Annotated in this window: 12 protein-coding genes and 1 pseudogene; 8 read left to right on the top strand and 5 right to left on the bottom strand. The window is 64.6% G+C overall.

Annotation, left to right across the window (positions count from 1 at the left end; all coding sequences use genetic code 11):
- The first annotated feature begins 4 nt into the window (after window positions 1-4).
- The 5 genes from ACYVGY_RS10990 (at window position 5) to ACYVGY_RS10970 (ending at window position 4255) form a co-directional block, all read left to right on the top strand.
- The gene (locus tag ACYVGY_RS10990; RefSeq protein ID WP_460457537.1) at window positions 5-508 is read left to right on the top strand and encodes a YgjP-like metallopeptidase domain-containing protein; all 504 of its coding nucleotides are present in this window, start codon (window positions 5-7) and stop codon (window positions 506-508) included.
- A 76-nt stretch (window positions 509-584) separates the two neighbouring features.
- On the top strand, window positions 585-1193 hold the full coding sequence (locus ACYVGY_RS10985) for a TetR/AcrR family transcriptional regulator (protein WP_460457536.1): 609 nt from the start codon (window positions 585-587) through the stop codon (window positions 1191-1193).
- Window positions 1190-2341, top strand: coding sequence for an efflux RND transporter periplasmic adaptor subunit (locus ACYVGY_RS10980; protein ID WP_460457535.1), 1152 nt, complete (start codon window positions 1190-1192; stop codon window positions 2339-2341). Before ACYVGY_RS10985 ends, ACYVGY_RS10980 begins: the two co-directional genes overlap by 4 nt.
- Complete coding sequence (locus ACYVGY_RS10975) at window positions 2338-3543, top strand: ABC transporter permease (RefSeq protein WP_460457534.1); 1206 nt, start codon at window positions 2338-2340, stop codon at window positions 3541-3543. The genes ACYVGY_RS10980 and ACYVGY_RS10975 overlap by 4 nt, the downstream gene beginning before the upstream one ends.
- Complete coding sequence (locus ACYVGY_RS10970) at window positions 3536-4255, top strand: ABC transporter ATP-binding protein (RefSeq protein ID WP_460457533.1); 720 nt, start codon at window positions 3536-3538, stop codon at window positions 4253-4255. Before ACYVGY_RS10975 ends, ACYVGY_RS10970 begins: the two co-directional genes overlap by 8 nt.
- Before the next feature lie 18 nt (window positions 4256-4273).
- Here the strand turns inward: ACYVGY_RS10970 and ACYVGY_RS10965 are convergent, their stop codons facing one another.
- The 3 genes from ACYVGY_RS10965 to msrB all read right to left on the bottom strand — a co-directional run bounded on the left by ACYVGY_RS10965 (window position 4274) and on the right by msrB (window position 6654).
- Window positions 4274-5323 (bottom strand): prephenate dehydrogenase/arogenate dehydrogenase family protein, encoded by a 1050-nt coding sequence (locus ACYVGY_RS10965; RefSeq protein ID WP_460457532.1) that lies wholly within the window; start codon window positions 5321-5323, stop codon window positions 4274-4276.
- A gap of 121 nt (window positions 5324-5444) precedes the next feature.
- On the bottom strand, window positions 5445-6128 hold the full coding sequence (gene msrA, locus ACYVGY_RS10960; RefSeq protein WP_460457531.1) for a peptide-methionine (S)-S-oxide reductase MsrA: 684 nt from the start codon (window positions 6126-6128) through the stop codon (window positions 5445-5447).
- A 13-nt stretch (window positions 6129-6141) separates the two neighbouring features.
- Window positions 6142-6654 (bottom strand): peptide-methionine (R)-S-oxide reductase MsrB, encoded by a 513-nt coding sequence (gene msrB, locus ACYVGY_RS10955; protein WP_460457530.1) that lies wholly within the window; start codon window positions 6652-6654, stop codon window positions 6142-6144.
- 176 nt (window positions 6655-6830) lie between these two features.
- Between msrB and ACYVGY_RS10950 the strand changes: the two genes are divergently transcribed.
- Window positions 6831-8642 (top strand): putative bifunctional diguanylate cyclase/phosphodiesterase, encoded by a 1812-nt coding sequence (locus tag ACYVGY_RS10950; RefSeq protein WP_460457529.1) that lies wholly within the window; start codon window positions 6831-6833, stop codon window positions 8640-8642.
- On the opposite strand, the gene ACYVGY_RS10945 is transcribed toward ACYVGY_RS10950, so the two are convergent.
- Window positions 8639-9244, bottom strand: a complete 606-nt coding sequence (locus ACYVGY_RS10945) for an RNA polymerase sigma factor (protein ID WP_460457528.1) — start codon at window positions 9242-9244, stop codon at window positions 8639-8641. The genes ACYVGY_RS10950 and ACYVGY_RS10945 overlap by 4 nt on opposite strands.
- Window positions 9245-9361: 117 nt before the next feature.
- On the opposite strand from ACYVGY_RS10945, the gene ACYVGY_RS10940 reads away from it, so the two are divergent.
- Both ACYVGY_RS10940 and ACYVGY_RS10935 read left to right on the top strand, forming a co-directional pair.
- Window positions 9362-11512 carry an FAD-dependent oxidoreductase gene (locus ACYVGY_RS10940; RefSeq protein ID WP_460457527.1) on the top strand — a complete coding sequence of 717 codons (2151 nt, stop codon included), beginning with the start codon at window positions 9362-9364 and terminating at the stop codon, window positions 11510-11512.
- Window positions 11513-11515: 3 nt separating this feature from the next.
- Window positions 11516-12310, top strand: a complete 795-nt coding sequence (locus ACYVGY_RS10935) for a DUF547 domain-containing protein (protein ID WP_460457526.1) — start codon at window positions 11516-11518, stop codon at window positions 12308-12310.
- A 180-nt stretch (window positions 12311-12490) separates the two neighbouring features.
- On the opposite strand, the pseudogene ACYVGY_RS10930 reads toward ACYVGY_RS10935, so the two are convergent.
- Window positions 12491-12612: pseudogene (locus ACYVGY_RS10930) on the bottom strand (IS3 family transposase); the annotation flags it as partial.

Genomic DNA, 12612 nt, shown 5'->3' with positions numbered 1-12612 from the left:
GCCCATGCCGAGCCTTAAATACCTCAGCGGCTATCCCGAAGCGGTTCAGGCGCGCGTGCGCGAGTGGATAGGGCAGGGGCGCCTGGGCCCCCTCTTGGCCGGCAAGTATCCCGACGGCCACGCGGTGCGCACGGACGGCCAGCTCTACGACTACGTCCAGGACCTCAAGCAACGTCATCTTCGCAAGTCGGTGCCGCTGGCGAAGGTCGCCTACGACGGCAAGCTGCAGGTCATGAAGCATGCTCTGGGCACCCATACCGCGATTTCCCGCATACAGGGCAGTCGGCTCAAGGCCAGTCGTGAGATTCGCATCGCCACGGTGTTCCGGGATGCTCCGGCCCCGTTCCTTGAAATGATCGTGGTGCATGAACTGGCGCACCTGCGCGAGGCCGACCACAACAAGGCCTTCTACCAGCTCTGTACCCATATGGCGCCGGACTACCATCAGTGGGAGTTCGACCTTCGGCTATATCTGACCCATCTCGAGGCGCCGACGGGCGGGGCCTGAGTCGGGTCGGCCGGCTTGACGGCGCGCTGCCGAAGGAAGATAGTAAGTACTCACTTACTACCTGAGCCTGACGCCCGTGAACAGCCGCGCCAAACACCTGCCCGCCGAGGAGCGTCGCCACGTCACGATCGAGGCCGTGGTGGCGCTGGCCGGGGAGAGCAACCCCGCAGATATCACCACCCTGGCCATCGCCCAGCGGATGAACCTGACCCAGGGCGCCTTGTTTCGCCATTTCCCCACCAAGGACGCCATCTGGCAGGCCGTCATGGCGTGGGTGAGCAGCAAGCTGCTGGCCCGCATCGAAAAGGCCGCGGCGGGCGTTGATTCGCCGCTGGCGGCGATGGAGGCGATGTTCCTGAGCCATATTGATTTCGTTGCCGAGCATCCGGGCATCCCCCGCATGATGTTCGGCGAGCTCCAGCGCAAAGAAACCAGCCCGGCCAAGGAAATGGCCAGGACACTGCTGTCGCGCTATGCCGACCGGCTTCGCGACCAGGTCTGCCAGGGAATGGCCGCCGGCGAAATAGCCCCGGAGACCGACCCGGATACCGCCGCCATCCTGTTCATCGGGTTGATCCAAGGGCTCGTCATGCAGTCCATGATCGCCGGTGACACCCGGGTGTTGCGCACCGAAGCCCCCAAGGCATTCGCCATCTACCGGCGCGGACTGGCGGCGACGCGATGAAGCCCGGCACGCTATCCAGACGCAGCCTCGGCCTGCTTGCCGTGGTCATTCCCTTGGCCGCGCTGTTTGTCTACGTGGTGCTGAGGTCCGGTCCGATGGCGCCCGTCGCCGTCACCACGGCCACCGTGGCCCTGCGGGAAATCCAGCCGGAAATCGCCGGCGTGGGCACCGTGGAAGCGCGCTACGTGCATCGGGTCGGCCCCATCGGCGCCGGTCGCCTCATCCGTGTGGACGTTCAGCCCGGCGAGACCGTCGTGGCCGGCCAGGTGCTGGCCGAACTCGATGCCATCGACCTGGACCAGCGCCAGATTTCGCTGCAGGCGGCCGTCGACAAGGCCCAGGCCGGGCTTTCGGAGCTGGAGGCACGCCATGGGTTTGCGGCGTCGCAGGCGGCGCGCTACGACAAGCTGTTCCAGGCGCAGGTGATCAGTGAAGAGCTGGCCGTCAGCAAGCGCCAAGAGCTGCAGATCGCGGTGGCGGCCCGCAATGCCGGACGCCAGGAGCTGGCCCGCGTGGTATCGGATCATGCTGCGGCGTCCAAGCAGCGCGACAGCCTGATTTTACGGTCGCCGGTGGACGGCATCGTCAGTGCGCGATCGGCGGATCCCGGCACCACGGTGGTGCCGGGACAGATGGTGGTGGAGGTCATCGAGCCGGGGCAGGTCTGGATCAACGCCCGTTTCGACCAGGTCAGTGCCAACGGGCTGGCGGCGGGTTTGGCCGCCGTCATCGAACTCCGCTCCCGCGAGGGCGAACTTTTTCCCGGGCAGGTTGTCCGGGTGGAGCCGCGTGCCGATCCGGTCACCGAAGAGACCGTGGCCAAGATTTCGATCCAGGAAAACATCAGTCCGCTGCCACCGCTCGGCGAGATCGTGCATCTGACCGTGCGTTTGCCGCCGCGGCAGGCCAGCCTGGCGATCCCTGCGGCCGCGGTTCGCCGGCTTGACCACGGCGTCGGCGTCTGGAAGTTGAGCGATGGCGACATTGTGTTCGCCCCGGTTCGAACCGGCACCGCTGACCTTGATGGCTTTATCCAGGTGCTGGACGGCGTGGCGGCCGGCGATACGGTGGTCGTTTACAGCGAAACGAATCTGGGTACGCGTACCCGCATCCGCGTGGTCGAGGCCCTGCCCGGAGCGGGCGAGTGATCAGCCTTGCCGGCCGGGACATCCTGCATTCCTGGGGAAAGTTCGTCTTCACCGGCATCGGTTTGGGTCTGCTGATCGGCGTTACGCTGGTGATGGCCGGCGTCTACCGCGGCATGGTGGATGACGGCAAGGCGCTGTTGGACAACAGCGGTGCGGACATGTGGGTGGTGCAGCAGGGCACGCTGGGGCCTTACGCCGAGTCTTCGAGCGTGAACGACGATGCCTACCGAGGAATTTCCGCCATGCCCGGCGTTGAAGAAGCCTCAAACGTCACATATCTGACGACACAGGTCCGCAAAGACGACGCAGACGTTCGCGCCATGGTGGTGGGTATCGCCCCGGGCGGCAACGGAACGCGCGCGGGATGGCCGCCCTATCTGGTGGCGGGGCGCCACATCACGCGAAGCCACTACGAGGCGGTGGCCGATGTCGCGGCTGGATTCTCGTTGGGCGATCGCCTGACGATCCGTCGCAACCAGTACACCATCGTCGGCCTGACCCGGCGCATGGTGTCGTCCAGTGGCGACCCGATGGTGTTCATTCCGCTCAAGGATGCGCAAGAGGCGCAGTTCCTGCGGGACAACGACGCCATCCACCAGAGTCGCCGACGCACCGCGCAGAACCCTGCCTTCAGTCGTCCTGGCGTGCCGGACCTGCTGCAATCGGTGATCGACTCTCAGGCCAGCAACAGCTTCGTCAACGCGGTACTTGTGCGCATCGAGCCCGGGGTCGACCCCGAGCGCGTAGCCGCCGACATCGAGAAATGGAAGCGCCTGACTGCCTACACACGCAGCGACATGGAGAAGATACTGATCGGCAAGCTGATCGCCACTTCGGCCAAGCAAATCAGCATGTTCCTGGTCATTCTTGCCGTTGTCAGCGCCGCCATTGTCGCCTTCATCATCTACACCCTGACGATGGACAAGATCAGGGAAATCGCCGTGCTAAAGCTCATCGGCACCAAGAACAGCACCATCGCGACCATGATCCTGCAGCAGTCGCTGGTGTTGGGCGTGATCGGCTTCGTGGTCGGAAAGATCACGGCGACCTTCGCAGCGCCCTTGTTTCCCAAGTACGTGCTGCTGCTGACGGTAGATGCCGCGATTGGATTCGGTTCGGTGCTCCTGATCTGTGCGCTGGCCAGCCTGATCGCTATCCGGATGGCCCTTAAGATTGACCCCGCGGAGGCCATCGGTGGCTGACTCGCGCGGGCTTGGCATCAGGATAGAAGGGCTGCGCAAGCGCTATGGCTCCGGCGATTCCGCCGTGGATGCGCTCAAGCACGTTGACATGAACGTCGCGCCGGGCGAGGTGGTGGGGCTGATCGGTCCCTCCGGCTCGGGCAAGAGCACGCTGCTCAAATGCCTCGGCGCCGTAATTGATCCCAGCGGTGGAAAGATGACCCTGGGCGGCGAAGTGATCTATGACAACCGTTGGCTGATCCGGGACCTGCGCGCCCTGCGTCGCGACAAGATCGGCTTTGTGTTCCAGGCGCCCTACCTGATTCCATTTCTTGACGTGACCGACAACGTGGCCTTGTTGCCCATGCTGGCCGGCATGGCCAATGCTCCTGCGCGGCAGCGGGCGCTCGAGCTGTTCGAGGCGCTGGATGTCAGGCATCGCGCCAAGGCCATGCCGTCGCAGCTCTCGGGCGGTGAACAGCAGCGTGTGGCCATCGCCCGGGGCCTGGTCAACCGCCCGCCGGTCATCCTGGCCGACGAGCCGACCGCGCCGCTGGACAGCGAGCGCGCCCTGGCAGTGATGCGGATCCTCAACGACATGGCCAAAAAGTTCGAGACGGCCATCATCGTGGTTACCCACGACGAAAAGATCATTCCCACGTTTCGCCGCATTTATCACATCCGAGACGGCGTGACGCACGAGGAGGCGGGGGAGGGCAGGCCGATCGAATAGCAGCCCGACGGCCGGGTTCTATGCCTGTGCGCGCCGACTCAGGGTGAGTATCTGCCGGAATACGTCGGCTACACCGTCGGCGGGCAAGCCCCCTTCAAGGGCCCACTCCCGGCGTATGCCCAACAGCGAGGCTTCGCGGTCCGGATCCAGCACCGGTGCACCCGTGCTTCGTTTGGCTTGGCCCGCACGCAGGCTCAACTCGGTGCGGCGGCGCAGAAGGGCAATCAGTTCACGGTCGAGCTCGTCGATCTGCTCTCGCGCTTCCAGTAGCGCAGGTGAGGCTTGGGCCAAGGCCATCGGCTTTGGCTCAGCGGACGTGCCGGCATCGGCAGGCGTCAGCAAAAGACGCTGGTCCACCAGCGTGAGTGCCTCGATGAACTGGCGACGGGTGGCCGCGGCATACGGATTCTGATTCTGGATGGCATTGAACAGGTGACCGGCATCGGCGCGTACGGCGGCTATCGAGGCGGCCAGCGCGGCGAAGCTCGGTGGCGCCCAGCGCAGGTCTTCGCCAACGCCGAGATCCACCAGGCCTCTTGCCACGAAGAAAGCCATCGCGTGGGTAAGCGCCATGGAGCGGTCGTGGCTGGACGGATCCTGGTCAAGCACCTCGCTGCCGATCGCGGCGAAAAGCTCGCGCGCGAGCTGTGCGGTCTGGGGGTGGTTAGCACTGGGGCAGATCACCGTGCGCAGCGGGTCAGCGCGAGCGATGCTCAAGGGCCCGAACAGCGGGTGACTGCCGACGTGCCCGATCGTGTCGCCGAGAATGCTCTGCATCAGCTGGCAGGGCCGCTCCTTGACGGAGCAAACATCCATCACCTGATGGCCTGGATGCAGCCGGGGCTGAAGCTCACGCAGGGCCGGCTCGAAGGATTCCAGTGGGACGCAGAGCACGATCAGATCGGCGCCGCTGGCTAGGGCGTCCAAATCGGCCACCGCGTGGTCTTCGGGGACGGTCGAGCCAGGATCCCAGCCAACCCACGCGAGCCCGCGCTGGTCCAGCAGCGACGCGAACGCTTCTCCGAAACGGCCGTGGCCCAACAGGCCGATGCTAGGAATGGGGTGCATGGTGAAGACCGCCTGGGCGATAGGTTGAGGCAATCAGCATAATTGGGCCTGCGATGGAATGGCTTGACCGGGATCACTCCGGGCCTGGGTCAGCTGGCTAGAAGCCGCAGCCGGCAGCGCCTCAGGCGCCTGGCTTGCCCCAGAGCGCTTCCAGGCGTTGGTCGCGGCCACAGTTCAAGCGATAGAACTTGTAGCGCAACGGATTCTTCAAGTAGTAGTCCTGATGATATTCCTCAGCCGGATAGAAGGTGGATGCCGGCTCGATTTCGGTGGCGATGCCGCCGGGAAAGCGGCCGGAAGCCTGCAGCGCCTGCTTGCTGGCTTCGGCCGATTGCCGCTGCTGGTCGTCGGCTGGGTAGATGCCGCTGCGGTACATGTCTCCGACATCGCAGAATTGGCGATTGGCAACCGTGGGGTCAATATTGCGCCAGAAGACTTCCAGCAGCTTCGCGTAGCTGACTTTCGACGGGTCGTAAACGATCTGAACCGCTTCGGTGTGGCCGGTTCCGCCGGATGAAACCTGTTGGTAGCTTGGATTGACCGTCCTGCCAGAGGTGTAGCCGGACGTGGTTGAAATCACGCCCTCCAGCTTGTCGTAAGGGGGTTCCATGCACCAGAAGCAGCCGCCGGCGAAAATCGCGGTGGCGGTCTTGGTGCTCGCAGCGGGGGAGGGCGCCTGTCCGGGCGCCGGGGCCTCGGGGGCGCTTCGGGCACAGGCGGTGGCTGCGCCAAGCATCATTACGCAGGAAAGCGCCAGCTTCGCCGCGAAGGCAAACTTCCCGAATGCGTCGGCGGAGTTGTTCATCACGCGCATCGTCTTAACCCCTGAGCTCAGGCAGGGCTTGGCCCTGCGGAATGAAGGCCAGTGCCAGGCCGTTGTTGCACCAGCGCTCGCCGCGTGGCGCCGGACCGTCGTCGAAGACATGGCCCTGGTGGCCGCCGCAGCGCGCGCAGTGGTACTCGGTGCGCGGCCATATCAATTTGAAGTCTCGCTTGGTGTCCATGTGACCGGCGATGGGTGCGGTAAAGCTGGGCCAGCCGGTGCCGCTGTCGAACTTGGCCGAGCTGTTGAACAGCGGCAGCTGGCAGGCGGCACAGACGAAGGTGCCTTGCCGCTTCTCCTTGTCCAGCGGGCTGCTGAAGGGCGCCTCCGTGTCCTCTTCGAATAGCACCTCGTACGCAGGCGGGCTCACCTTGTCGCGCCAGTAGGCCGGCGGGCGGTCCAGTCGGGACACCGTCCGAGGCGCGCCTGATGATGCTTGGGTGAAGCCAGGCAACAGCGGCAGGGTCGCCAAGGCCGCCAGGCTTTGCAAAAGGGTGCGTCGGTTCATCGGGATTCTCCGTCATGCGGTCGCGCGCATCTGAATTTCGTGGCCGGTCAAGCGGCTGGACCACTACGATATTCCGGCCGGGGTGAACACCGTGGGTTGAAAGGACAAGCCCTCCAGTATCGCCAGGATTCAAGGTATAACTTCAGGGAAGTAGCAGGGCTGGGGGACGCAGCACGATGGGCGGACTGTTCAACTGGAGCGAGACCTTCCTGACCGGCATCGACACCGTGGATGCCCAGCACGCGCGCCTGCAGGAGCTGATCAACAACTTGGCGTCCAGCGCTTTAGACTCCCCCGGGGAGGGAAAAGCCGATTTTTTTGAAACTCATGAAGTACTGGTGAACTACGCGCTCAGCCACTTCACCGATGAAGAGGTGCTGATGGAGGAGGAGGGCATCGACGCCCGCTTCATCCGTGTGCACAAGGCTCAACACCAGAGCTTCATGGAAGAGATATCGAACCTGGGCCAGGCTCAGTCCGAGGAAGCACTGCATACCAGCCTGACATTCCTCCTGTCCTGGCTGTCGCACCATATCCTTGATATCGACAAGAGCATGGCCCGGCAGCTGCAGTCACTTCAGCAGGGGGCTTCGCCGGCCGAGGCCTACGAGGCCGAGCAGTCCCGCAAACGCAGCCTGACCGACCCGCTGCTGGCGCACATCCGCCAGGAACACCGCGAGGCTGAGCAGAAGATCCGCAGGCTTGCCTACTATGATTCGCTCACCGAGTTGCCAAATCGAGCGCGTTTCCTGGAATTGGTCCAGCAGGCGATCAGCGCCGAAGACGGGCGCCCGGTGGCCCTCTTTTTGCTCGACATTGACCGGTTCAAGGAGGTCAATGACACGCTCGGCCACGGGTTTGGCGATATCTTGCTTCAGCAGGTCGGAGCGCGCCTTCGCAGCATCATGTTCGACAGCGACATCGTGGCGCGGCTGGGAGGCGACGAGTTCGGCGTCCTGGCAAGGATGGCTTCGGTCGATGAAGTCGAGGGTGTCGCGGACAAGATTGCGCTCGCGCTGGACGCGCCAATCATGATCGAAGACTTGGCGATCGTGGTCGAAGCGAGCATCGGCGTGGCGCTCGCGCCCAAACACGCCGCCGATGCCGGTCGCTTGCTGCAGCGCGCCGACGTGGCTATGTACCAGGCCAAAGGCACCGGCAGCGGACATGCGGTCTACGATCCTGCCTTCGACCCCCACAGTCCCGAGCGCCTGGCGCTACTCGGTGAACTTCGCAAGGCGATCGACGCAGATGAGTTGGTTTTGCACTATCAACCCAAGATCGACCTGCGAACGGGCGAGGTCATCGGCGCCGAGGCGCTGGTGCGCTGGCACCACCCGACGCGCGGCATGGTGCCGCCCGATCAGTTCATCCTGATCGCCGAACGCACTGGCCTCATCAAGCCGCTCACCCACTGGGTACTAGGGTCCGCGCTTCGTCAGTGCCAGACCTGGCGTCGGGAGGGTGGACCGCCATGCGTTGCGGTGAACCTTTCGGCACGTTCACTTTACGATCCCAACCTGTCGCTTCAGATAGAATCGATCTTGCATTCGTGCGCGGTGCCTGCGGAGGCGCTTGAGCTGGAAATCACCGAGAGCGCCATCATCGTGGACCCGACGCGCGCGATCGGCACCTTGAACCGGCTGATGCAGATGGGCCTGCGAATAGCCATCGATGATTTCGGCACTGGCTACACCTCCCTCGGCGCCATCCGCCGGCTTCCGGCACACGAGATAAAGATCGACAAGTCTTTCGTACTCGGCATGACCGGGAACAAGAGTGAAGAAGTCATCGCACGCGTGATCCTCGACCTGGGCCGCAACCTGGGATTCAAGGTGGTTGCGGAAGGCGTCGAGACACTGGCAGCCGCACGCCGGCTCGCGGCGCTGGGCTGCGATTTCGCACAGGGCTATCTGATCAGCAAACCGCTGCCGGGCGAACAGTTCAACGCCTGGTTTGCGGGCTACCGGCCGGTTTCCTACCTCTAGGCCTTGCGCGCCATGGCGCTCGGCCCAGGGCTGGCCGCGCGGCAAACGCCGGCCTGGAAGTCGCCCAAGTCCACGGGCGTACCCGGATCCGACAGCAGATCCCGAGCGACCGAGCGCGCGCGGTGCAGGCGGGACTTCGTGGCTGGCAGTGTCAGATCGAGCGCTTTGGCAAGCTCATCCAGCGACAGTCCCTCGACGTCGCGAAGCAGTAGGATGGTGCGGTAGTGCGGCGGCAGCACCGTCATCATCCGGGTGATCTCCATGCGCCATTCCAGGGGCGGTGGCGTGACCACGGGGGCGATCCTTTCGTCCTCGTCCTGATTGGTCAGCAGGCGCCAGGCGCGACGCATACGGTTACATTCGCGCTTTACGATTCGGAACATCCAGGACGTGAAGCTTTCGATGGATCGCAAGTCGGAGAGACGGCTCGAGGCCATGATCAGCGTCTCCTGGACCGCGTCCTCGACGTCATTCACGGCGCAGTGATACTCGGCGTAGCGCGTTAGGTCCTGGCGGGAACAGGCCAGAACCTCGTTCAGGGCGACCGGGTCCCCCGCCTGGGCGGCCGCAATACGGTCGGGGGCGACAGGCAGCTGGCTCATGGCGTGTCAGCATGCGAAAAAGTTTCCACGGTCGGCGAATCCTTTTCTGCCTGGGAGGACTCTCTCATCGTATAGAAGGCCCCATACGGGGGCCACAACTCGAAGTCGGAGAGTGGAATGGCTATCAATGGCAAGACGGCGGGGCGGCTGGCGCTGGTTGCGGCGCTGGCGCTGGTCGCGCTGTTTTTGTGGCAAAGCGGTCTGCTGGGCCAACTTTCGCTCGAGAATCTTCGGCTGCACCAAGCGCAGCTGGTGGCCTGGACCCAGGACAATGCGCTGCTGGCGGCCGGCGGGTTCTTTTTGCTGTACGTGCTGGTCACCGCCGTCTCGCTGCCCGGCGCCGCCATCCTTACGCTGGGCGCGGGTGCGGTGTTCGGCCTGGTCGAGGGCGTGCTGCTGGCCTCCTTTGCCAGCAGCGTCGGCGCCACGCTGGCCATGCTGTCCTCGCGCTTCCTGCTGCGCGATACCTTGGTTGCCCGCTATGGCGACCGGCTGGCCCGTTTCGACGCGGGCATGGCCAAGGAGGGTCCCTTCTACCTGTTTACGCTGCGGCTGGTGCCGGTGATGCCGTTCTTCCTGGTGAACCTGCTGGCGGGACTGGTCAAGTTGCCGGTACGCACCTTCTACGTGGTCAGCCAGCTGGGCATGCTGCCCGGGACCGTGGCCTTCGTATTCGCCGGTACTCAGCTGGCCCGCATCGAAAACCTCGGTGACATCCTGTCTCCCGGACTGCTGGCTGCGTTCGCGCTGCTGGGCACGCTGCCCCTGTTCGCCCGCTGGGTCGTGAGCTGGATGGCCGCACGCAAGGTCTACCGCGGCCATGCCCGACCGAGCCAGTTCGACTACAACCTGGTCGTGATCGGCGCCGGATCGGCCGGTCTGGTCTCGGCTTACATCGCTTCGGCGGTGAAGGCGAAGGTGGCTCTTGTGGAGCGGCACAAGATGGGCGGCGATTGCCTCAATACCGGCTGCGTCCCCTCGAAGGCGCTGCTGCGTTCGGCCAAGCTGGTTCAGCAGGGGCGGGACAGCAAAAAGTACGGCATCGCTCGGATGGATGCTGAGTTCGACTTCGCCGAAATCATGACGCGGGTCCAGGACGTGGTGACGAAGGTCGCGCCGCATGACTCGATCGAGCGATATACCGAACTGGGCGTTGATGTCGTAACGGGCGAGGCGCGGATGGTGTCGCCTTGGGAAGTCGAGGTCGACGGCCGGCGCATCAGCGCCCGCAGCCTGATCATCGCGACCGGCGCCCGGCCCTTGGTGCCGCCGATCCCCGGGCTGGACACCGTGCCCTACCTGACGTCGGACAACCTCTGGGACCTGCGACAGCTGCCGGGCAAGCTGGTGGTCTTGGGCGGCGGGCCGATCGGCTGTGAATTGGCGCAGTGCTTCGCGCGCTTTGGCAGCCAGGTCACCATCGTCGAAATGGCGCCGCGGCTGCTGCCGCGCGAAGACGCGGATGCAGCGGCTGAAGTGGCGACCCGTTTTTTCAGTGAGGGCCTGCGTCTGGCCACCGCGCATAAGGCGGTGCGAGTGGAGGCAGTGGGCGAAGGCGGGCGCCTGGTCTGCGAAGCCGACGGCCAGGAGGTCGTGATCGAGTTCGATCGCCTGCTGATCGCCTTGGGCCGGAAGGCCAATGTGGAAGGCTTCGGACTGTCGGAGCTGGGCGTGGCGCTGACGCCACGTGGCACCGTCGCTGCCGACGGGCTGATGCGTACCAACTTCCCGAACATCCACGTCTGCGGCGATGTCGCCGGGCCGTTTCAGTTCACGCATGTCGCCGCGCACCAGGCCTGGTACGCCAGCGTAAACGCCCTGTTGGCCCCGTTCTGGAGCTTCACGGTCGACTACCGCGTGATCCCTTGGGCCACCTTCTGCGACCCGGAGGTCGCGCGGGTCGGCCTGTCCGAAGACGAGGCGAAAGCGCAGGGCATCGCCTATGAGGTAACGCGCTATGGCCTGGACGACCTCGACCGCGCCATCGCCGATTCCAGCGACCACGGCTTCGTGAAAGTGCTGACGGTGCCGGGCAAGGACAAAATCCTCGGCGCCAGCATCGTGGGCGAACACGCGGGTGACCTGCTGGCGGAGTTCGTGCTGGCGATGAAGCACGGTCTGGGTTTGGAAAAATTGCTGGGCACCATCCACACCTACCCGACATTGTCGGAAGCGAACAAGTACGCGGCGGGCGTCTGGAAGCGCAATCACGCGCCCGCGGCGGCGCTGCGCTGGGCCAAGCGCTTCTTCACCTGGCGGCGGGGCTGAGCCATGGGCCGGGTATTCAAGCTGTGCCTTCTGGCGTGCCTCTTCTGGGGTAGTGCCGGGACCGCGCAGGCCTTTGACCACGAACATGCGGCGTGGACCCGGCTGCTCGCGACGAGCGTGCATTGGGACACCGCCGGCGGGGCCAGCACGGTGGACTACGGCGCCCTGCAGGCACAGCGCCCGGCCCTGGATGACTATCTGGCCGAGTTGGCTACGGTGCCGGTGGATGAGTTCGCGCGCTGGCCCTGGCCGCAGCGGCAGGCTTTTCTGATCAATGCCTACAATGCTGCGACGGTGTCGCTGGTACTGACCGGCCATCCGGGCATTGATTCCATTCGGGACCTCGGCGGGTTGCTCCGCAATCCTTGGCGCAAGGCCTTCGTGCCGCTGTTTGGAAAGACGCGCAGTCTCGACCAGATCGAGCACGAACTGCTGCGAGGCGACCCTGACTACCGTGATCCCCGGATCCACTTCGCGGTGAACTGTGCCTCCATCGGCTGCCCGGCGCTGCGGCCCGAGGCCTTCACCGCGCAGGGCCTGGAAACGCAGTTGGCCGACCAGACGCGTCGGTTCCTCTCAGACCGCTCGCGCAACCGCTATCTCGCGCAGCGTCGCCGCTTCGAAGTGTCGCCCCTCTTCGACTGGTATGCAGAAGACTTCGCCGCGGGCGGCGGCGTGACGCGCTTCCTGCTGGCGCAGCATGCGGCACTGGGCATCGACACCGCCGCGCTTCGCGGCGTCAAGGTGGAATCGCTGTCGGTGGCTTTCACTTCCTACGACTGGAACCTCAACCAATGAGCCTCGCGGCACGCCTTCGCAACTGCGTCACGTCGTTTCATGCGGCGGCAGCGCGGCATGGCCCGGCTGAAGTCGCTGCCCCACCTGCTGGCCTGGCTACTCTTGATCGTGAATTCACTGTCGCTGGTGTTTGATGCTCCTGATACCTGGCGCTGGTTTTGCGGCGAGCGCGATAGGGTTCTACCCCGTTTCCGCGGACGGTTTGATTAAGGTCTGAAACTCCCGATCACGCCGGGCAACTCTACGACGCATTCGCGGATTGTGGAACCGCTCCAGGTAGTCGAACAGGTCGGCACGCGCTT

This window comes from Arenimonas alkanexedens, assembly GCF_054781355.1.
Note: the sequence above shows the minus strand (reverse complement) of the source record. Positions and strands in the feature narration are given on the sequence as shown.